The following is a 20,673-nucleotide window of genomic DNA, read 5'->3' as shown; positions in this document are numbered from 1 at the left end:
CTCCCCCGCACGCGACGCCGCACACGACGACGCCCGCCCCGGATGACCGGGGCGGGCGTCGTCGTGTGTCAGGTGGTGTCAGGCGCCACGTCGTGCGCGGAGGAACTGCAGGCGCTCCTGCAGGAGTTCCTCGAGCTCTTCGCGCGACCGGCGCTCGAGCAGCATGTCCCAGTGGGTCCTGGGGGCCTTCACGTCCTCCTCGGCGACCTCGACGGGGATGCCGTCGTCACCGAGAAGGCGACCTTCGCGACCGGAGCGTGGCTCCGACCAGGTCTGGGGCACGTCTGCGTCCGCCGAGAAGACGATGTCGAACGTCTCACCCGAATCGGTCTGGTAGACCGCGCGCTTGCGGTCGGAGAGCTCGACGCCCTCCTCGCTCTGGAGGCTCTGACTCCCGAGCCGCATGCCGCGGAGACTCCGATCAGCCATGTGTGTGCTCCTCTCGCTCGTCTGCCCTCTCCAACACTGTCCCACGTGGGATCACTCCCGGACCGGCGCATTCACAGTCCGTTCCCAGTGGGAGGGCGCGGCGCTCAGGATCGACGGCGGATCCGCGAGCCCCAGGGGGCGCAGGCGAGCAGGGTGAGCAGCCCGCCGAGCGAGAGCAGGAGCGCGATCGATCCGGAGGCCACCGTCGCCGGGGTCGTCGAGGTCCCGAGGGGCACGTCGGTGATCATCGACGTCGCCGTGTACTCCGGGACCCGGTCGATCGTGCGGCCGCTCGGGTCGATGACCTGCGACGCCCCGACGGTCGAGATGTTGACGAGCGAGCGTCCGGTCTCGATGGCCCGCATCCGGGCGATCTCGAGCTGCTGCAGGTTCTCGTCGGTGCCCGAGAAGTCCGCGTTGTTCGTCTGTGCGAGGATCACCTGCGCTCCCCCGCGCGCCATGTCGCGGGTGAGCCCGTCGTCGACGATGTCGAAGCAGATCGCGATGCCCGCCTTGACCCCGGCGACCGACAGCACGTTCGGCTTCGTGCCCGGCGTGTAGTCGCGCTGCAGCAGCCCGATGAGCGACGGCGCGAGCTTCGAGAAGAACCAGCGGTCGGGCACGTACTCGCCGAACGGCACCGGACGCTTCTTGTCGTAGGACGACTGCCACCCGTCGGCCGTCCACACGAAGGACGTGTTGTGCAGCACGCCCGAGGGGGTCTGCGTGATGGCGCCGGCGACGATCGGTGCCCCGACGGAGTCGACGACCGAGTCGAGTGCCGAGGCGATGACGGGCTGCTGCCGGGGGTCGAACTCGGCGGAGGCCTCCGGCCACACCACGAAGTCGACGCGCTTCGCGTCGACGTCGGTCGCGGTCACCTGCGACTCGAGCACCTCGCCCGGGGCCGCGCGGTCGAAGTATCCGGCGGGACCGTTCCCCTGGACGGACTCGATGCGGATCGACCCGCTCGTGGCGGTCGGCCACGCGGGCACGGCGAGGACCGCGGCGACGAGGAGCCCGGCCGTCGCGATCCGCATCGGCACACGGACGCCGACACCGGGGCCGCGCGGCACGACGAGTGCGAGCGAGAGCACCACGGCGACGCAGTAGACGACGACGAACGTCACTCCGAGGACGCCGACGTACGCGGCCAGGTGCGCGAACGGACTCTCGGACTGCGACAGCCCGACGCGCCCCCAGGCGAAGCCGCCGTAGGGCCAGCTCCCCGAGAACCACTCGCGTCCGGTCCAGAGTGCGGCGACGACGGCCGGGAGGCCCCACACGCGTCCGGCGGTCGACGGCACCACCCGGGCGACCCAGCGGTACGCGAGCGCGATCGCCACGCTGCCGAGCGCGAAGAACACGGCTTCGAACAAGGCGAGCGCGAACCACGGGACCGGCCCGAGGTAGCGGCCCGCCCACGAGATGGCCGGGACGTAGAAGGCCGCGCCGACGACGTAGCCGAGCCAGGCGGCGCGCCGCGCGCGCTGCCCCATCGCGGCGAGCAGCATGCACGCGAGGGCCGGGTAGGCGAGGAACCACCAACCCGGCGACGGGAACGACAGCGCGAACAGCACCCCGCCGATCACCGCGAGCGGGAACGCCTGCGCGAGCGGGAGTGCGTCGAACGGTCCACGCGCGGCCCGGACCTGCGGGGTCTGGAGGTGACCGCGCGCCGGACGCGCAGTGGTGTCGAGGAGCTGCACCGTGCCTCCCGTCAGACCGCTGCGTAGGCGACGATGCCGCGGCGCACCGCGTCCGTCGCCCGCCGGGCGGTCTGGGCGAGGTCCTCGTTGCCCGCGTTGCGGATCTGGTCGAGGAGGTCGATGACCTGCTTCGACCAGCGCACGAAGTCGCCCGCGGGCAGGTCGAGCGTCCGCAGGACGTCGTCGAGCGCGGAGCCGGACGCCCACCGGAACATGCCGACCGCGGCCGCCGGGGTGGGCGGCTGGGAGCCCGCGAGCCGGGCGTCGCGCTCGATGTCGTCGAGGCGGGACCAGATCGTCAGGGTCTCGTCGAGCGCCGGACGGAACGCTCCCCGGGGCAGGGCGTGTTCGGTGCCGGGCGCGTCCTCGCGTCGGGGCTGGTACACGATCGTGGCTGCCATCGCGGCGAGCTGTGCGGGCGTGAGGTCCTTCCAGACCCCGGCCTCGAGGCACTCGGCGACGAGGAGGTCCCGCTCGCCGTAGATGCGCTGCAGCCGGCGACCTCCAGCGGCGACCGTCGCCTCGCCGTCGCCGGTGGGCACGAGGTACCCGAGCTGCAGGAGCACGTCGGTGACACGGTCGAACGTCGTGGCGACCGCACCCGTGCGGGAGCGGATCTGCTGGACGAGCTTGTCGTTGGCTCGCTTCAGCTTGTACCAGCGCTCGGACCAGCGGGCGTGGGCCTCGCGGTCGGGGCAGGCGTGGCAGGGGTGGCGCTGCATCCGGCGTCGGACGTCGGTGATCGCCGCCTGCCGCTCGGCCCGGGCACCGTGCGAGGCTTCGCGGCCGCCGGGCACGTTCGTCCGCTCGAGGTCGGAGAGTTCACGGCGCAGGGCTGCGTACTCGGTGAAGTCGCCGAGGTGGCACTGCATCGCCTGCTGGTAGCCGTCGAGCGACTCCTGCTGCGACCGCACCTTGCGGGCGAGGTCGACCACCGAGCGGTCTGCCTGGAACTGCGCGAACGAGGTCTCGAGGACCTCGCGCGTGCGCTGCCGGCCGAACTGGTCGATGAGGTTCACGGCCATGTTGTACGTCGGCTTGAACGAGGAGTTGAGCGGGTAGGTCCGTCGGCTCGCCAGCGACGCCACGGCCTGCGGGTCGAGGCCGTCGGACCACTGGATGACCGAGTGCCCCTCGACGTCGATCCCACGACGGCCGGCACGACCGGTGAGCTGGGTGTACTCCCCCGGCGTGATCGGCACCCGGGCCTCGCCGTTGAACTTCTCGAGCTTCTCGAGCACGACCGTCCGCGCGGGCATGTTCACGCCGAGCGCCAGGGTCTCCGTCGCGAACACGACCTTGAGGAGCTTGCGCTGGAACAGGTCCTCGACGACCTCCTTGAACGCCGGCAGGAGCCCGGCGTGGTGTGCCGCGACGCCGCGCTCGAGGCCCTCGAGCCACTCCCAGTAGCCGAGGACGGCGAGGTCCTCGTCGAGGAGGGTCCGGCAGTGGTACTCCGCGGTCTCACGGATCTCGTTGCGCTCCGGTGCCGTCGTCAGGGACAGCCCCGAGCGCAGGACGTTCCGGACGCCCTGGTCGCAGCCGTTGCGGCTGAACACGAAGAAGATCGCGGGCAGGAGCATCCGCTCGTCGAGCATGTGCGCGATCCGCTCGCGGTGCAGCTTCTCGGTGCGCGGACCACGATGGTCGTGGTACCCACCACGACCCCGGCCGCCCCGGTGTCCGCCGCCGTGCCGCTCGCTGCGGGCCGCTCCGCCGACGAGGCGCAGGAGCTCGGGGTTCACCCGGTTGGTCGCCGCGGCGCCGCTGGAGTCGAACAGGTCGACCATCTTCGATCCGACGAGCACGTGCTGCTCGAGCGGGACCGGACGGTCCTCGGACACGATGACGTCGGTGTCGCCGCGGACGGTCTGCAGCCAGTCACCGAACTCCTCGGCGTTCGACACGGTGGCGCTGAGGGAGACCAGCCGGACCTCGGTCGGGAGGTGCAGGATCACCTCTTCCCACACCGCGCCACGGAAGCGGTCGGCCAGGTAGTGGACCTCGTCGAGGACGACCCAGGCGAGGTCGTCGAGCAGGTCGGAGTCCGCGTAGATCATGTTGCGGAGCACCTCGGTGGTCATCACGACCACACGGGCCCGAGGGTTCACGTTCGTGTCGCCGGTGAGCAGCCCCACCTCGGACTCGCCGTAGACGTCCACCAGCTCGGCGTACTTCTGGTTGCTCAGCGCCTTCATCGGCGTCGTGTAGAACACCTTCGCCGTGGGCTGGCGCATCGCCAGCCAGATCGCGAACTCGGCGACGATGGTCTTGCCGGCACCGGTCGGCGCGGCCACGAGGACACTGCGCCCCTGATCGAGCGCGTCGCACGCGGCGAACTGGAACGGGTCGAGGTCGAACCGCAGGTCCGCGCGGAAGAGTTCGAGGTTGCGCGAGCGGTTCCGCACCTTCGCCGCCGCGAACCGCTCGGCGGCGCTCGGTCCGGCGGCGTCCTGCTGCTTGCTGGGACTCACAGTCCGTACTCTTCGTCGAGCTTCGCCTGGCGCTTCGCGACCCGGCGGTCGTGCAGCCACGTCACGAAGCAGGCCGCGACGTAGAGCACGATCATCGGGACGGCGAGCAGGAACATCGAGATGACGTCGGCGCTCGGCGTGACGATCGCGCAGAAGACCAGGATGCAGAGGATCGCGATCCGCCACGACTTGATGATCGAGCTCGCCGACAGCACGCCGACGAAGTTCAGCAGCACGAGGAACACCGGCAGCACGAACGCGATGCCGACGGCCACGATGAGCTTGATGACGAAGTCGTAGTAGGCCTTCGCGTCGACGATCGAGGTGTCCTGGCTCGACACGAAGCTGCCGAGGATCCCGACCACGTGCGGCAGGATGTACCACCCGAACCAGCACCCCGCGAAGAACAGCGGGATCGCGGTGCCGAGGAAGCCGAACACGTACTGCTTCTCGCGCCGGACCAGTGCCGGAACGATGAACGCCCAGATCTGGTAGAGCCAGACCGGGCTGGAGATGATGATGCCGATCGTGATCGCGATCTGCAGCTTCAGGTCGAACGCGCCCGTGATCATCGGGAAGTTCAGCTCGGCCGTGTGCCCGCCGACCTTGGCGAGCTGCGCGACCGGAGACCGCAGCGAGTCGAGCACGAACGGGGTGAGGAACCACCCGCCCACGGCGCACACCGCCACCGCGATCACGGCCTTGAACAGGCGGTTGCGCAGCTCGATGAGGTGCTGCCCGAGCGACATGCGGCCGTCGGTGTCCTTCGTCGGACGCCCGGTCCGCCTCGCTCGCCCGCGCGCGGTCGTCGAAGCCATGTGCACGATCCTACGGGAACGGGGCCGACAGTCCGCCGCGGGGGCGTGCGTTCGCACAGGCGGCACGCGCGGCGCGGTCCGATTCTTCCCAGAACGCCTGCGATGACAAGCGGGAACGGGCGTACCTGGTCGGAACGGAGGACCAGGTACGCCCGATTCGGCCAGGTACGCCCGATTGCGCGAGGCATGCCCGGTTCCGGACGGGAGGCGCGGGGCGGGCTGGCACCGTGCCTCCAGGCCGTCGCCGGGTCGCGCCGGGCGCGGGGCGCACGCCCGACCGGTCCTTCCCAGAACGCGTGCGATGGCAAGCGGGAACGGGCGTATCTGGTCGGAAGAACCGACCAGGTACGCCCGTTTCAACCAAGTACGCCCGAACCGGGGCGGGACGGCGCAGGCCGGCGCGGGCCGCCGCGGCGCGGCCGCGCCTCAGTACGCGGCGAGGGCTGCGGCTGCGAAGTCGCGGACGGCGGCGCGCGCCGCCGGCGGGTCGAGCACGACCGCACGACCGGGCAGGCCGGCGACCAGGCGCACCACGCCGTCGAACCCGTTCGACGCCGCGAGCCGGATGCGCACCCGTCCGTCGTCGTCGGGCGCGTCGGCGGTGTCGGCGAGGAAGTCCGCGACGAGCGGCAACGACGACGAGTCGAGCTCGACGGTGACGATGACGTCTTCGGCGGCCTGCTGGAACAGCGTGTCGGGGATCACGACGTCGTCGGTGGACTTCTCCACCGCGCGGTCGTCGACCCGGACCGCGGACATCCGGTCGAGTCGGAAGGTCCGGAGCGCCTGCCGGTCGAGGTCCCACGCGCGGAGGTACCAGTCGGTGTCGATGGACTCGACGCGCAGGGGGTCGACCCGACGGATGCTGCCCTGGGTGCGCGGACCGGCGTACTCGAACGCGAGACCCCGGCCGTCGGCCATGGCACGGCGGATCGTGGCGAGGGCGACGTCGTGCAGGTCCTGCCCGACGGCGACGTTCGCCGCCGCTCCCCCGGCACCGCGGGACAGCTTCGCCATCAGGGCGCGGATCGCATCGCGGTCGGCGGCCTCGGGCAGCGCCGACAGGTACTGCAGGCCGGCGATGAGGGCCGAGGCCTCGCGGGCGGAGAGCCGCGGGGAGTCGTCGATCGCGACGAGGTTCGTCAGGACGATCATGTCGTTCTGGTCGAAGTCGTCCCAGGCGATGTCGAACAGGTCGCCGTGCTGGTACTGCATCGTTTCGCCGGGGACACCGGACACCGCGATGAGCTCGACGGCGCGGCGGATCCGGGTCTCGGGCACGCCGAAGTGCCGGGCGGCCTCGGCCACGGAGACGCGTTCCCGGTCGATGAGGTACGGGACGAGGGCCAGCAGGAACGCCAGCTTGTCCTGCGCCTGGAGCGGTTGCTGCTCAGCCACGGTCCGTCCCTTCGTGGTCGGCGACGAGTGCGTGGAGACGCGAGGTCACGCGGTCGCGCAGGTCGGCAGGCTCGAGGACCTGGACTTCCGGTCCGAACGCTGCGAGTTCCTCGGCCAGGATCTGCGGGTCGACGTGGTGCAGCACGAGCACACCGGCGTCGTCGGTCTCGGTGTCCCGGCGGCGCGCGAGGCGTCGTTCGGCGTCCGACCCCGGCGCGACCCGGATCCGCGCGGTGCGGGACGCCCAGATGCGCTCGAGCTCGGTGAGCGTGCGCTCCCCGGCGCCGGCGGGGGCCGGGTGCTGCCCGACCTCGTACGGGGTGACCGGCCCGACGATCCGCGACAGCAGGTAGTTCTTGTCGGAGCCGCTGGCGAACTCGTGCGCCGCGAGCATCCACCGGCCGCCGTGCTGGACCAGCGCGAGGGGTGCCACCTGACGCCGTCGGGCCTCGTGCTGGCCGGGCGTGATGTAGTCGAACCGGACGGCCGCCGCGCGGTCGAGTGCCGCGCGGAGCGGCTCGAACGCGACGTCGCGCGCCCGGAGGCGCGGGGCGTAGGCGTCGACGCCGAGCGCGCCGACGCCCTCGTCGTCCTCCGACCCGGCGGAACGCACCTTGAGGAGCCCCCGGCGGGAGTCGGCGGAGAGCGCACCCTCGCGCCAGGCCATCGCCGCGAGCGACAGTAGCGCGGACTCGTCCGGCGTGAAGCGGACGTCGACGGGCAGGTCGTACTCGCCCTTCGGGATCCGGTACCGCAGCGTCTGGTTGTTGCCCGCCGCACCCGGGGTCTCGATCGTCTCGAGCGGGATGCCGAGCTCGCGGACGTCGTCCTTGTCGCGCTCGAACTGGCGCTCCAGCGAGGCGTTGTCGCCGCCGGTCGTGAACCGCTGGCGGTAGCCCTGCACGTTCGCGAGGATTTCGGACTTCGTCAGCCCGGACTCCGTCGAGAGCAGCGCGAGCACCAGGCTGAACAGCCGTTCCTCGGCAGGCACACGGGGCACACGGGTCGCTGGCACGAGCCGATCCTACGGCAGCGCGGGTGCACCGAAGTGCACCCGCGCCGCGGTCAGTGGACGGTCGAGAGGGGTCAGCTCGAGATCTTCCCGAGGACGTCGATCACGTACGCGTACGCGGTGCCCTGCTGGTGCACGATCGCGAGCACCTGGTCGCCGACGCGGTGTCCGACGATGGCGTTCCGGACGCCCTCGGCGACCTGGCCCTTGGCGAGCGGCACGGTCTGCGCGCCCGAGCCGTCGGTCCAGCTGGAGCCGGCGACGGTGGCGTCCGCGCCGTCGGTTCCCCACGTGACGGCGGTGTACTTGATGAGCGCGGTGTCCTTCGCGGTCAGCTCGGCACCGGAGCCCTTGCGGAGCAGGTGGGTCTCGTCGGAGGACGGCGCCTTCCACGACGGGATCGTGATGCCGGGGGCACCGGACGGGGCGAGCACCACGGCGGGCATCTTGTCGCCCGCGAGCTGCGGCGTCCCGGTGGCGCGGGCGTCGAAGGCCTTCTTGACGTCGATGACGGCGATGACGGCGTCCTCGGTCTTCTTGGAGCTCGTGCCGGTGTCGCCGGTGGAACCGGAGCTCAGGGCGCTCTTCGGCAGGGCGACGGCCAGGCGGTCGCCGACGTGCGCGCACTCGAGTGCGGCACCGAGGGCACCGTAGTTGTCGGCGCCGGCGGTGATCGGGGCGGTCTGCCCGGAGTAGCCGCTGGTCTGCGCGACCTCACCCGTGGCGCCGTCGACCAGGGTGTACTCGATGACGACGGGGGTGCCGTCCTCGACCTCGCGCCCGTCGCCGGTCCGCAGCACGGAGACCTGCGTCCCCTTCGTGGTGAGGCCGCTCGGGACGGAGACCTTCGGCTCCTTGCCGAACGAACCGGTGGCGGTCACCGCCTCGGACGCGGCACCGGGAGCGGCACAGCTCGACGGCGTCGTGCCGGCCCCGCTGGACGCGCAGCCGGTGAGCGCTGCGGCGAGGCCGATGGTGACCAGGAGTGCGGGGATGGTGCGCACGGACCCTCTTTCCGTTCGATGCAGGACGGGCACGTCGCGTAGCCTACCGGTCGCTCTCAGCAGCGCCGTCCGCCTCGGCCGCTGCGACCTTGCGGGCCTGAGCGGCGGCCTGGCGTGCGACCTTGCGGAGCTTCTTGTCACTGGCCGACCGCTCGCCCACGGCACCGGGGGTCCAGGCCTCGATGTCCTCGTCGGAGAACTCGACCTTGCCTGCGCGACGCTTCAGGTTCGGCAGCACGACACCGTCGGCCAGACGGCGCGCGGTGACGAGGAACCCGGTGTGCCCGACCATGCGGTGGTCCGGTCGGACGGCGAGGCCCTCGACGTGCCAGGTGCGGACGAGGGTCTCGCTCGACTGCGGGTCGGTGAAGCGGCCGGTGTCGCGGAGCGCCTCGGCCGTGCGGGACAGCTGCGTGACCGTCGCGACGTAGCAGACGATGAGTCCGCCGGGCACGAGGGCGTCGGCGGCGGCGGCGACGCACTCCCACGGCGCGAGCATGTCGAGCACGACGCGGTCGATGCTCTGCGGCTCGGTGGCACCGGGCAGTTCCTCGACGAGGTCCCCGACGGTCACCGACCAGTTGTCCGGGACGGCACCGAGGAACGTGCCGACGTTGCCCCGGGCGATCGCGGCGAACTCCTCGCGACGCTCGAAGGACTGCAGCTGACCGGTCGGGCCGATCGCACGCAGCAGGAACAGGGAGAGCGCACCGGAGCCGACGCCGGCCTCGACCACGCGGGCGCCGGGGAACACGTCGGCGAAGGCGACGATCTGGGCGGCGTCCTTCGGGTAGACGATCGCCGCGCCGCGGGGCATCGACATGACGTAGTCGTTGAGGAGCGGACGCAGCGCGAGGTACTCGTCGCCGGTGCTCGCCCGGATGACCGAGCCGTCCGGCTGGCCGATGACGTCGTCGTGCCGGAGCACGCCGCGGTGGGTGTGGTACTCGCCGGCGACCTCGAGCGAGAGCGTCGTCAGCTTGCCCTTCGGACCGGTCAACTGGACACGGTCACCGGCACGGAACGGCCCGCGCGGCGGGGTGTGCGGTGCACCGCCGGCGGTGTGCGGCAGGGCGTCGGTGAGGCCGGTCGGGTCGGCGGGGTTCGGGACGGCGTCGGTCATCGCGCGACCTCCTGGGTGCGGGCGGCGAGTGCCGGGCCGGTCAGCTCGACCAGGCGGTCGACTCCCACGCCGGCGAGGGTGGTGAGGTGCACGTCGCCACCGGTGATGTCCGGGAGCGGGACGATGTGCTCGACGGCCACCGTGACGGCACCGGACGCGACGGCCGAGGCGACGCCCGTCGCGGAGTCCTCGATCGCGACGCAGGCCGTGGCGTCCACCCCGAGCTGCGCGGCGGCGGACAGGTACGCGTCCGGGAAGGGCTTCGGACGCTCGACGTCGTCACCGGCGACGACGACCCGGAAGCCACGGTCCCCCAGGGCCTCGGCCGCGACGAGGGCCATCTTGCGACGGGACATCGTCACGAGGGCGGTGGGGATGCCACGGGCGTGCAGTCCCTCGATGAGCTCACGCGCGCCCGGACGCCAGGGCAGTTCGGCGTCGCGCAGTCGCACCATGACGTACTCGGTCATCCACTGGATGATCTCCTCGACCTCCATGTCGACGCCCTTGTCGCGGAGGATCTCCCCCGAGCGCTCGAGGCCGCTGCCCACCAGGGCCAGACCGTCCTCGTGGGTCCAGACGACGCCGTAGCGGTCGGTGAGCTCCACCTGGGACTGCTGCCAGATCGGCTCGGTGTCGATGATCGTGCCGTCCATGTCCCACAGCACGGCTGCGGGCAGGACTCGGTCGGGATGCTGGGCGGTCACGGGCGACGAGTCTACCGGGGCGGTCCGACGCGCTTTCCGCTCAGCGCGGACGGGCGGGCGCGGGGAACGCCAGCGGCCCTATCCTTGTTGCCTGAATCGTGTCCGGCCGAGTGCGGCCTGCGCCGCTCCCGCCCCGCTCCACCACCAGGAGGTCCCGTCCGTGCCACAGCACTCCCCCTTCAGCGACGGACGACTGCTCGTCGTCGCGTTCGAGGGCTGGAACGACGCCGGAGAAGCGGCGAGCGGTCTCGCCAGGCGCATCGTCGAGTCGCTCGAACTCGACGAGCTGCGCGAGCTCGACGGTGAGCGGTACGTCGACTACCAGTTCAACCGTCCGAACGTCGGCACCGACGAGAACGGCGGGCGCGGCGTCCAGTGGCCCCGGATCGTCCTGCACGGCCCCGGCGCCGAGGGACGGCCCGTGATCGGCGCGACGGGATCCCCCACCGAGCGCGACGTCTTCGTCCTCGTCGGCCCGGAGCCCTCACGCACCTGGCGGGGGTTCTGCGCCGAGATCATCGACCTCGCCGACGTCTACTCCATCGACGCCGTGGTCTTCGTCGGCGCGATGCTCGCCGACGTCCCGCACACCCGGCCGATCTCGGTGTTCGTGTCGAGCGAGAACGCCGGCGTGCGTGCCGCGTTCGACGTCGACCGCTCGTCGTACGAGGGACCGACGGGCATCCTCGGGGTGCTCGCAGACGCGATGGACAAGGCCGGCCTGACCACGCTGTCGCTCTGGGCATCGGTGCCGCACTACGTGCACAACTCACCGTCGCCCAAGGCCACCCTCTCGCTGCTCGACAAGATCGAGGAGCTCACCGACGTCACCGTGCCGCGCGGTTCGCTGCTCGACGACGCGACCGAGTGGGAGGAGGGCATCGACGCCCTCGCGGCCGACGACGAGGACATGGCGTCCTACATCGGCCAGCTCGAGCAGGCCCGTGACACGGTCGACTCGCCCGAGGCGTCCGGTGACGCCATCGCGCAGGAGTTCGAGCAGTACCTGCGCCGTCGGGAGCGCAAGGACGGCAAGGACGGCGGCACGGCCGGCGGCGAGGGGTTCCGTCCGCCGCAGCCGCCGCAGTAGACCCGTCCCGTCGACGGACTGGAGGCGGGGGGGGCCCCGGGCCCCCCCCCCCCCCCCCGCCGGGGGGGGGGGGGGCCCCGGCGCCCCCCCCGCCTCCAGTCCGTCAGGGGATCGCGTCGGGCGCGGGGCGCCACGCGAGGTCGCGAAAACTGCCGTCCGCGTGCCGTCCGCGCGGCACGTCGTGCGACCTCGGCGGCACGCTCGTGGCGCGTCGTGCGACCTCGCGCACGGGCCCGGGCGCGTCAGGCAAGGCGGATGCCGAGCAGGGCGTCGACCAGGTCGACGAGCTCCGGCGTCACCGCGGTGCCGCCGGCGATCGCCGTGTCGACGGCCGCGACCGCACCGGGCGTGTCGAGGTCGTCCGCGACGCGGCCACGAACCCGCGCGACCACCTCGGCGGCGTCGTCCGCGTGCCCGGCGTCGGCACCGGACGCCCAGGCGTCCCAGGTCGCCAGTCGGGTCACGGCACTGGCGAGTTCGGAGTCGAACCACTCCCAGTCGTCGGAGTACTTGTGCGACAGCAGTGCGAGCCGGATCGCCCGCGGGTCGGCGCCGCCGTCCAGCAGCCCTCGCACGGTGACGAGGTTGCCGAGCGACTTCGAGATCTTCTCGCCCTGGTAGGCGATCATCCCGGTGTGCACGTAGGCGTGCGCGAGCGGCTGGTGCGCGAGCGCGGCGGCGTGCCCGGCGCTCATCTCGTGGTGCGGGAAGACGAGGTCGCTGCCGCCGCCCTGCACGCTGATCGGCAACCCGAGGCGGTCGCCGGCGATGACGCTGCACTCGATGTGCCAGCCCGGGCGTCCGGCGCCGAGGACGGTGTCCCAGCTCGGCTCCCCTGCGCGGGCAGCGCGCCAGAGCAGTGGGTCCAGCGGGTCGCGCTTGCCGGGGCGGTCCGGGTCGCCGCCACGCTCTCCGGCCAGGCGGAGCATCGTCTCGCGGTCGAGGCCGCTCTCGTCACCGAGGGACCAGGCCTCGGTCGGACGGTTGACGTCGAAGTAGACGTCCTCGCCCTCCGAGTCCGCGGTGGGGACGTCGTAGGCGTACCCGGTCTCCTGCAGGAAGGCGACCGCCTCGGCGACCCGCTCGACCTCGTCGGTGACGGCCACGTAGTCGTCCGGCGGCAGGATGCGCAGCGCTTCCATGTCCCGGCGGAACAGGTCGATCTGCGACGCGGCGAGTTCGCGCCAGTCGACACCGTCGCGCGCTGCACGCTCGAGCAGCGGGTCGTCGACGTCGGTGGTGTTCTGCGCGTACTCGACCTCGAGCCCCGCGTCGCGCCAGACCCGGCCGAGCGTGTCGAACGCCAGGTAGGTCGCCGCGTGCCCGAGGTGGGTGGCGTCGTACGGGGTGATGCCGCACACGTAGAGCGCGGCGCGTTCCTCGCCGCCGGTCGGGTCGACGGGCTTGCCGGTCGCCGTGTCGTGCACGACGGGTCGGGGCGCGGAACCGGGGACTTCGGGGACGGACGGGACCTGCCAGGCCCTCACGGCTGGATCACTCCGAGCGACAACAACACGAGGAGAACGATACCGAGTGCGATGCGGTAGACGACGAACGGCATGAAGCTGCGCTTGCTGATGTAGTTCATGAAGGCCGCGATCACCACGAAGCCGACGACGAACGCCACCACCGTCGCGATCAGCGTGTCCGCGATGCCGAACGGTGCTCCGGTGTCCCCGAGGCTCGTCGCGGCCTCGTACAGGCCGGACAGGAACACCGCGGGCACGGCCAGCAGGAACGCGAAGCGCGCGGCGGCCGGACGGGTGTAGCCGAGCGCGAGGCCCATCGAGACCGTTGCACCCGACCGCGAGACACCGGGCACGAGGGCGAGCATCTGCGCGAGGCCGATCAGGATGCCGCCACCGAACGTCATGTGCTCGATCCGCCGGACCTTCTTGCCGACGACGTCGAGGACCCCGAGCACGATGCCGAACACGATGAGGACGATCGCCACGATCCAGAGCGACCGGAACGTGGTCTCGATGGAGTCCTTCAGCACGAGCCCCGCGATCCCGATCGGGATCGTCCCGAGGATCACGAGCCAGCCCAGGCGGACGTCGGGGTCGCCCTTCGGGACGTCGCGTCGGAACACCGAACGGAACCAGCGCCCGATGATCCGCGTGATGTCCTTCCAGAAGTAGATCAGGACGGCCGTCTCGGTGCCGAGCTGGGTGACCGCGGTGAAGGCGGCACCGGGGTCCTTCGCGTCGGGCAGGAACAGCCCCACGATCCGGAGGTGGGCGCTCGACGAGACGGGCAGGAACTCGGTGAGCCCCTGGACGAAGCCGAGGAAGATCGCCTCGAGGATGTGCATCGTGCGGGCCTTTCACAGGAGGTCGGTCAGAACACCGCCACGATGGCGACCATCAACAATATCAGTACGTGGCGAGTAGGTCCCCGAGGACACGACGCCCGAACGCGAGCGAGTCCAGCGGCACGCGCTCGTCGACCCCGTGGAACATCGCGGGGAAGTCCACCCCGGCCGGCAGCTGCAGCGGCACGAAGCCGTAGCCCGCGATCCCGAGCGTCGACAATGCCTTGTTGTCCGTCCCGCCCGACAGCAGGTACGGCAGCACCGGAGCACCCGGGTCGTGCCGACCGAGGACGTCCCGCACAGCGTCGACCAGCGGACCGCCGAAGTCCTGCTCCAGCCCGATGTCGCGGAAGGACATCACGACCTCGACGTCGTCGCCGGCGAGCTCCCGCACGCGGGCGAGCACCGACTCCTCGTCGCCCGGCAGGCAGCGGATGTCGACGAGCGCCTCGGCCTGGTCCGGGATGACGTTGTGCTTGTACCCGGCGTTCAGCACCGTCGGGTTCGAGGTCGTGTGCAGCGCCGCGTGGATGAACCGCGAGGCCGAGCCCGTCGCCAGTGCGACCTCGTCCGGACCGGTCACCGTCGGGTCCACCCCGAGGAACCGGGCGACCTCGGCCACCATCGCGTCCGTCGTCGCCGACAGGCGGACCGGCCACTCCTCGCTGCCGATGCGGGCGACCGCCGCCGCGAGCTTCGTCACCGCGTTGTCGCGGATCACGTGCGAACCGTGCGCCGCCGTGCCCTTCGCGACGAGCTTGATCCACATCAGGGCCTTCTCGCCGGTCTGCAACAGGTACGCCCGACGATCGCCGAGCGTGATCGAGTACCCACCGACCTCGCTGATCGCCGCGCTGGCACCCGCGAAGACCTCGGGGTGGTGCTCGACGACGTGGTGCGACCCGAGGACCCCGCCGGCTTCCTCGTCGGCGAAGTACGCGATCACGAGGTCGCGCTCCGGAGCACCCTGCTGCTCGATGACGTCAGCCAGGGACGTCAGCATCATCGCGTCCATGTTCTTCATGTCGACCGCACCACGACCCCAGAGCATGCCGTCCTTGACCTCGCCACCGAACGGGTCGACCGACCAGTTCGCCGGGTCCGCCGGCACCACGTCGAGGTGTCCGTGCACGACCAGCGCGGGCTTGTCACGGTTGCGCCCCGGCACCCGCGCCACGACGCTCACCCGGTCCGGCTCCGACTCGAACAGCTGCGGCTCGAGCCCGAGCGCCTGCAACTTCGCCTCGACGTAGTGCGCCGCCTCGGTCTCGCCGCGGGACTTCCCCTCGCCCCAGTTCGTCGTGTCGATGCGGATGAGGTCACGGGCGATCGCCGCGGTGGCCTCGAGGTCGGTCAGCGTGGCCTCCGGGTTCGTCATGCCCCAACGCTACCGGTGCGCGCCGACGGGCCCTGCGTCGGACGTCACAGCAGGACGCGCCCGGGATGCGCCGCCGTGTTCATCGGGCGTTCAGACCCGTGCTAGTGTCTTCTCTCGGCAGGATCGCCGGGGAAACAGCCCGGAACGACGGCCGACAAGTGAAGGAACACCTGTCCGGGTGGCGGAATTGGTAGACGCGCTAGCTTGAGGTGCTAGTGCCCGTATTAGGGCGTGGGGGTTCAAGTCCCCCCTCGGACACATCAAATGGGATGCCCCCTGGCCTTTCGGCCCGGGGGCATTTCCTGTTGTGCCCTCCCGGCGAGTGCCGCCGTCGCTTCGCTCGGGGCGTCACCGCCTCGACCGCGCCAGTTCGCTGCGCTCACGGCGGGTACGGGGTGCGTCCGGCAAGTGGGTGCCGGTTCGCTGGGCTCACGGCGGGCGCGTGACGAAACGGGGAGGGCGGACTCTCACCTTCGGCACCGCAACCCGACGACCCGAGTCGACGGCCACGTCCCCGCTCGGTGCCGCGGGCCTGGCTGCCGTAGGAACCCGAGAGCCCGAATGCACCACCACCCTGCCCGACCCCGCGACCGACGCGGATCCGTCCTCCTCGCGGCCGGGATCGCCGCCCTGGCCGCCATCGCCGCCGGCATCAGCGCCGCGGCCCCCGCGTCCGCCTCCGCCGACTACACCACGAACGCGACGATCGACGGTCTCCGCTTCACGTCCCAGACCGTCACGTCCGGCAGCGCCGCCGAACTCTCCGGCGCGTGGTCCCTGCCGGACTCCCCCGCCACCCCGGCCGGCTTCGTGGTGGACCTGCCGCCCGAGCTCCAGGGCCGCTCCGACGGGTTCCCCCTGCTCGCACCGGACGGCTCCGCGATGGGGCGGTGCACCGTGTCCTCGACCCAGCTCGACTGCGCCGTCGACAGCGCCTACGTCGCCGCGCACCCGAACGACCTGCACGGATCGTTCTCGTTCTGGGTCACCGTCGAGACCATCACCGACTCCGCCACCCCGACGACCTACCAGGTCGGTGGGACCGCCGTGACGACCACCGTCGAACCCGCACAGCCCGGCACCGGAGCCGGGACGTGCACCGTGGACTGCACGTTCACCGGCCGGACGAGCGGCAAGTGGGGCAGCTACGACGCCGCCGCGGGCGTGGTCGAGTGGACCGTGGCGATCGGTTCTGGTGCGGACGGCATGCGGGGCGGTCAGCGCATCACGGTCACCGACACACCCGGGCCCGACCAGGAACTCGTCACCAGCTTCCGCGGGTACCCCTTCGCCACGCTCTGGCAGACGGACCAGACGACCACCTGGGACGACGGGCGAGAAGGGCTCACCGGATGGGCGCCGGCGCCACGGGAGGACTACGCCAGCACAGCCCGGAGCGTCACGTTCACCGCGCGCCAGGGGTACTTCTACGACGTCCACTTCGCCACGCGGGTCACCGACGGTGGCCTGGCGGGCCGCTACACGAACACGGCCACGATCAGCATCGACGGCGACGACGACTCCTCGGTCAGCGGCACGGTCGTGCACCAGGGTGGTGGCGCCTCGGGGTCCGGGACGGCACCGACGAGCACGCCGACCCCGACTCCGACGGCTCCGGCGACGGTCGAGCCGACCCCGACCCCGACGGCTCCGGCGACGGTCGCTCCGACCCCGACCGCCGAGCCGACCCCCCAGGCGCCGGTGACACCGGGTGCGTCGACGGCGGGCGAGGGGACCGAGTCGCCGGTGCCCACGGCGATCGGCGCGGCCGTCGACACCGGAGGGACGACGTCCGACAGCACGGCGCCCTGGTGGTCCGTCGCGCTCCTCGGCAGCGGCGGCCTGACCCTGTTGCTCGTCCTCGGAGCGTGGGCCGCCCGGACGCGCGCTCGAACGCGACCGTGACCCGTCGCCGCGGCACCCGGTGCCGCGGCCCCCGACCGCTCCGCTCGGCGACCCTGCGTCGGGCGGAGCCCAGCCGGGTCCGTCGCCCGAACGACGACCCGGCGCGCGGGCCGGTGGGCAGCACCCGAAGCGCCCACCGGTCCGCACATGCAGCGCGGCACCTGCCGCGACCACGACCGACCACTCGAGGAGACACCGTGCACGTCCGATCCGGTCGACGACCGTCCTCACTCCTGCTCGTCCTCGCCGCCGCGAGCGCGGTGACGATGCTCGGCCTCGGGGTCGGCGGGGTGGTGACCGCGCCGAACTCGACGGTGCCAGGCACCGCGCGCGACATGCACGGCGACCCTGTCCGGCTCGAGGCACCCGTCGCGAGCGCTCCCGGCGCCCGAGCGACGTCCAGCGGGTCCGGACGCCTCGCAGTCCCGTCCGTGCACCTCGACGTCCCCCTCGGTGCACTCGACGCCGTGCGCGGCAGGATCACGCCGCCGGGGTTCCGGTCGGCGTACCTGGTCCGCGACGTCGGGGTCGCTCCCGAGGACGCCGCGTCGGGCACCGTGGTCGTGGTGATGCACTCGCTGCGGGGCGGCGGTACCGCACCGGGGAACTTCCTGACGGACGTCGATCGGGGTCGGAGTCGGGTCGCGGCCGGCGCCACGGTCACGGTCGCCGGCGTGGCGTACACGGTGACCGGCTCGACCCTGGTGGACAAGGACCGCATCGCCGACGACGCCGACGTGTGGGCCACCGTCCCCGACCGGCTGCTCCTCATCACCTGCCTCGAACGCCCGGACGGCTCGCCGTCGACGCAGAACCTCGTGATCACGGCCACACGGGCGTGACACCGTCCCCGCCGGTCGGATCCGCCGGGGTCGCGTGATGAAACGTCCGACACGGACTCCTCGCATCCGAGAGCGGTGTGTTCTGATGGTCTGCACCGCCCAGCCGGTGCAGACAGGACGAGGAGGAGAACGACGTGCGCGGTGCCCCTGAGCCAGGCAGTGACGCTGCACTGATCCGGTCGACGCGTGACGGCGACCGGTCGGCGGTGGCAGCGCTGTGGAGCCGGCACCACCGCGCCGCCGTCCGGCACGCGACCGGACTCGTGGGTTCCTCGGACGCCGAGGACGTCGTGTCCGAGGCCTTCACGAACGTCGTCGGCGCGATCGAACGCGGGGCCGGCCCGGACGAACTGTTCCGCCCCTACCTCTACACGGTCATCCGCAACGTCGCCAACACCGAGTTCCGCCGACGCGCTCGCCACACGGACGCGGACGTCGACTTCGACGCCTTCGAGGACTCCGGCGCTGACGCGGCGACGGAGATGGCCCGCGCCGCCGATCGCACGGCACTGGGACGAGCGTTCAGCACCCTGCCCGAACGGTGGCAGAGCGTGCTCTGGTACACCGAGGTCGAGGGACTGCGACCTCGGCACGTCGCCCCGCTGGTCGACCTCCAGCCCGGCGCCGTCTCGTCCCTGGCGTTCCGCGCACGGCGGGCGCTCCGCGCGGCCTGGGTCCAGGAACACCTCGCGACGGACGGCCTGCCCGACGAGTGCCGCCGGCAACTGGCCGCGTTCGGCGCCTACGAAGCGGGCACGATCACGGCGCGCGACCGTCGCCGGTTCGAGGCGCACATCCGCGACTGCGTGCACTGCCCGCCGGTGCTCGAGGACGCCCGCCGACTCGCCGGACGGATCGCGGCGGCACTCCTCCCGCCGGTGGTCGGCCTGGGCGTCGGCCACGCGGTGCTGCACGCGGACGCCCCCGCTGCGGCGGCCGTGTCGGCCGCCCGCTCGGTCCCGACGACGGGCGCTGCTCGCCGGGCGCCCCTGCCGGTGACCGGGCTGGTCGGCGTGGTCGCAGCGCTCGTCGTCGTCACGACCGTCGTCGCGCTCGCCGTCACGTCGTCGGACGACCACCCGACCGGCACGTCCACCGCCGACGCGCGCGCACCAGGTGCCGCGGACGTCCCGGCGCCGCCAGGTGCGGACCCCGCACCGGCGGAGCGCACCGCCCCGGCCCACGTCGCCGACCCGAGCCCCCTGCCGTCGCCCGGTCGCGACGAATCCGGTGCCCGGACGACGGTCCCGACCGCACCGACCCCCGTCATCGACACGGTCCTCGGGGACTCCTCCGCCGGGGCGCGGGCGACACCCGACGACCCCACCGACGGACCGCGCGCGAACCCGACGTCACCGGGGACCGGCGCGTCCTCGACCACCGGTGGCGTCGACCCGCAGCCGCCGCGCTCCGCTCCCCCGGTCCCGGCGCAGGACACGGTGCTCGTCGCCAGCCGGACCGTCGAGCTCACCGGGACGGCGGCGCCCGGCAGCCGCGTCGAGGCGCGCGCCGGCACCCTGACCGCCTCGGCCACCGCCGGGTCCGACGGCACCTGGAGGACCACGCTGCGGTTCTCCGAGGACGGGGTCGAACGGGTCAGCATCACCGCGACGACACCGGACCACGCCACCTCGGTCCCCGTGGTCGTCACGGTCACCGTGGACACCACGGCTCCGGCGGCGCCGACGATCGCGGCGACCTGGAGGCCCACCGACACCACCCCGCCGGTGTTCTCCGGCACCGCCGAGGCCGGCAGCACGATCGACGTCACCGTCGTCCGCGGCACGAGCAGCACGGCCACCGCGTCGACCACCACCGGTGCCGACGGTCACTGGCACGTCGCCGTGGACGGCCTCACCCCGACCGCCACCGGGATCCGCGCCACCGCGCGAGACGCCGCCGGGAACACCTCCGCGGCGACGAGCAGCGCCCACTTCGCGTTCGTCCCGACCATCGCCGACCCCGCCGACGAGAGCACGGCGACGGGCGGGCCGCTACCGGTCACGATCACCGGATGGGCGGACACCGACGTCGAGGTCGCCGTCGACGGCGCGCTGGTCGGCACGGTGTCGACCGGAACCGGTGGCCGGTTCAGCGGGCACATCCGACGCGGGGACGCCGGGCTGGCGCCGGGTCGGCACACCATCACGGTGCGCTACCGCGACGATGCGGGCGCATCCACCGAGTCCGCCGCGGTGACGATCACCGTGGCGGACTGAGGAGCCGATCCCGCAACCAGCGCTGGGCACTCGCAGCGTCCTCGAACCACCCCTCGCCCTGCACGGCGGCACCGAGGAGTCGGTCTGCCGCACCACGCGCGTCGGCGCGACGGGACGACGGACGGGAGGCGCGGGGGCCGCGGGGCCCCCCCCCCCCCCCCCCCCGCCCGGGGGGGGGGGGGCGGGGGGCGCCCCACTCAGGTGGGCACGGGGGGGGAGGGTGGGGCCCACCCCCATGCGGGGGGGCCCAC

16 protein-coding genes and 1 tRNA gene are annotated in these 20,673 nt (G+C 72.4%); 5 read left to right on the top strand and 12 right to left on the bottom strand.

Going from position 1 to position 20,673, the window contains the following annotated elements:
* Positions 1–78: 78 nt before the first annotated feature.
* The 9 genes from ABIC61_RS10030 to ABIC61_RS09990 form a co-directional block, all read right to left on the bottom strand.
* Entirely contained in the window at positions 79–429 is a 351-nt protein-coding gene (locus ABIC61_RS10030) for an RNA polymerase-binding protein RbpA (protein ID WP_079236067.1), read from the bottom strand.
* A 104-nt stretch (positions 430–533) separates the two neighbouring features.
* Positions 534–2,138, bottom strand: a complete 1,605-nt coding sequence (lnt, locus tag ABIC61_RS10025; protein ID WP_354029782.1) for an apolipoprotein N-acyltransferase — start codon at positions 2,136–2,138, stop codon at positions 534–536.
* An 11-nt stretch (positions 2,139–2,149) separates the two neighbouring features.
* Positions 2,150–4,612, bottom strand: coding sequence for a DEAD/DEAH box helicase (locus ABIC61_RS10020; RefSeq protein ID WP_354029781.1), 2,463 nt, complete (start codon positions 4,610–4,612; stop codon positions 2,150–2,152).
* Positions 4,609–5,361: a twin-arginine translocase subunit TatC gene (gene tatC, locus ABIC61_RS10015; RefSeq protein WP_144750791.1), complete on the bottom strand. Its 753-nt coding sequence runs from the start codon at positions 5,359–5,361 to the stop codon at positions 4,609–4,611. The genes ABIC61_RS10020 and tatC overlap by 4 nt, the downstream gene beginning before the upstream one ends.
* Positions 5,362–5,856: 495 nt before the next feature.
* Positions 5,857–6,828, bottom strand: coding sequence for a helix-turn-helix transcriptional regulator (locus ABIC61_RS10010; protein ID WP_354029780.1), 972 nt, complete (start codon positions 6,826–6,828; stop codon positions 5,857–5,859).
* On the bottom strand, positions 6,821–7,843 hold the full coding sequence (locus tag ABIC61_RS10005; RefSeq protein ID WP_354029779.1) for a helix-turn-helix transcriptional regulator: 1,023 nt from the start codon (positions 7,841–7,843) through the stop codon (positions 6,821–6,823). The genes ABIC61_RS10010 and ABIC61_RS10005 overlap by 8 nt, the downstream gene beginning before the upstream one ends.
* Before the next feature lie 71 nt (positions 7,844–7,914).
* The gene (locus ABIC61_RS10000) at positions 7,915–8,844 is read right to left on the bottom strand and encodes an FKBP-type peptidyl-prolyl cis-trans isomerase (protein WP_144749794.1); all 930 of its coding nucleotides are present in this window, start codon (positions 8,842–8,844) and stop codon (positions 7,915–7,917) included.
* A gap of 43 nt (positions 8,845–8,887) precedes the next feature.
* Positions 8,888–9,967: a tRNA (adenine-N1)-methyltransferase gene (locus tag ABIC61_RS09995; protein ID WP_354029778.1), complete on the bottom strand. Its 1,080-nt coding sequence runs from the start codon at positions 9,965–9,967 to the stop codon at positions 8,888–8,890.
* The gene (locus ABIC61_RS09990) at positions 9,964–10,674 is read right to left on the bottom strand and encodes an HAD family hydrolase (protein ID WP_354029777.1); all 711 of its coding nucleotides are present in this window, start codon (positions 10,672–10,674) and stop codon (positions 9,964–9,966) included. Before ABIC61_RS09990 ends, ABIC61_RS09995 begins: the two co-directional genes overlap by 4 nt.
* Before the next feature lie 160 nt (positions 10,675–10,834).
* Between ABIC61_RS09990 and ABIC61_RS09985 the strand changes: the two genes are divergently transcribed.
* A complete protein-coding gene (locus ABIC61_RS09985; protein ID WP_079236073.1) occupies positions 10,835–11,764 on the top strand; it encodes a proteasome assembly chaperone family protein in 930 nt (309 codons plus the stop codon).
* A gap of 242 nt (positions 11,765–12,006) precedes the next feature.
* On the opposite strand, the gene mshC is transcribed toward ABIC61_RS09985, so the two are convergent.
* The 3 genes from mshC to ABIC61_RS09970 all read right to left on the bottom strand — a co-directional run bounded on the left by mshC (position 12,007) and on the right by ABIC61_RS09970 (position 15,456).
* Complete coding sequence (gene mshC, locus ABIC61_RS09980; protein ID WP_354029776.1) at positions 12,007–13,251, bottom strand: cysteine--1-D-myo-inosityl 2-amino-2-deoxy-alpha-D-glucopyranoside ligase; 1,245 nt, start codon at positions 13,249–13,251, stop codon at positions 12,007–12,009.
* Entirely contained in the window at positions 13,248–14,078 is an 831-nt protein-coding gene (locus tag ABIC61_RS09975) for an undecaprenyl-diphosphate phosphatase (RefSeq protein ID WP_354029775.1), read from the bottom strand. The genes mshC and ABIC61_RS09975 overlap by 4 nt, the downstream gene beginning before the upstream one ends.
* Positions 14,079–14,139: 61 nt before the next feature.
* Positions 14,140–15,456: a M20/M25/M40 family metallo-hydrolase gene (locus ABIC61_RS09970; protein WP_354029774.1), complete on the bottom strand. Its 1,317-nt coding sequence runs from the start codon at positions 15,454–15,456 to the stop codon at positions 14,140–14,142.
* 172 nt (positions 15,457–15,628) lie between these two features.
* On the opposite strand from ABIC61_RS09970, the gene ABIC61_RS09965 reads away from it, so the two are divergent.
* From ABIC61_RS09965 to ABIC61_RS09950, 4 genes are all read left to right on the top strand, one after another.
* Positions 15,629–15,714: transfer RNA gene (locus tag ABIC61_RS09965), tRNA-Leu, on the top strand.
* A 303-nt stretch (positions 15,715–16,017) separates the two neighbouring features.
* Entirely contained in the window at positions 16,018–17,361 is a 1,344-nt protein-coding gene (locus tag ABIC61_RS09960; RefSeq protein WP_354029773.1) for a hypothetical protein, read from the top strand.
* Positions 17,362–17,558: 197 nt separating this feature from the next.
* A complete protein-coding gene (locus tag ABIC61_RS09955; RefSeq protein ID WP_354029772.1) occupies positions 17,559–18,203 on the top strand; it encodes a class F sortase in 645 nt (214 codons plus the stop codon).
* 134 nt (positions 18,204–18,337) lie between these two features.
* The gene (locus ABIC61_RS09950; RefSeq protein ID WP_354029771.1) at positions 18,338–20,422 is read left to right on the top strand and encodes a sigma-70 family RNA polymerase sigma factor; all 2,085 of its coding nucleotides are present in this window, start codon (positions 18,338–18,340) and stop codon (positions 20,420–20,422) included.
* The last annotated feature ends 251 nt before the right edge of the window (positions 20,423–20,673 follow it).

Source organism: Curtobacterium sp. 1544 (assembly GCF_040544915.1).
GTDB lineage: Bacteria > Actinomycetota > Actinomycetes > Actinomycetales > Microbacteriaceae > Curtobacterium > Curtobacterium pusillum_C.
This window is presented reverse-complemented; position numbering and strand designations above follow the sequence as displayed.

Excerpts from the sequence above, each read along its gene's own strand:
- ABIC61_RS10030 (WP_079236067.1), bottom strand. The coding sequence starts at position 429 with ATGGCTGATCGGAGTCTCCGCGGCATGCGGCTCGGGAGTCAGAGCCTC.
- tatC (WP_144750791.1), bottom strand. The coding sequence starts at position 5,361 with ATGTCGCTCGGGCAGCACCTCATCGAGCTGCGCAACCGCCTGTTCAAG.
- ABIC61_RS09995 (WP_354029778.1), bottom strand. The coding sequence starts at position 9,967 with ATGACCGACGCCGTCCCGAACCCCGCCGACCCGACCGGCCTCACCGAC.
- ABIC61_RS09975 (WP_354029775.1), bottom strand. The coding sequence starts at position 14,078 with ATGCACATCCTCGAGGCGATCTTCCTCGGCTTCGTCCAGGGGCTCACC.
- ABIC61_RS09970 (WP_354029774.1), bottom strand. The coding sequence starts at position 15,456 with ATGACGAACCCGGAGGCCACGCTGACCGACCTCGAGGCCACCGCGGCG.
- ABIC61_RS09960 (WP_354029773.1), top strand. The coding sequence starts at position 16,018 with ATGCACCACCACCCTGCCCGACCCCGCGACCGACGCGGATCCGTCCTC.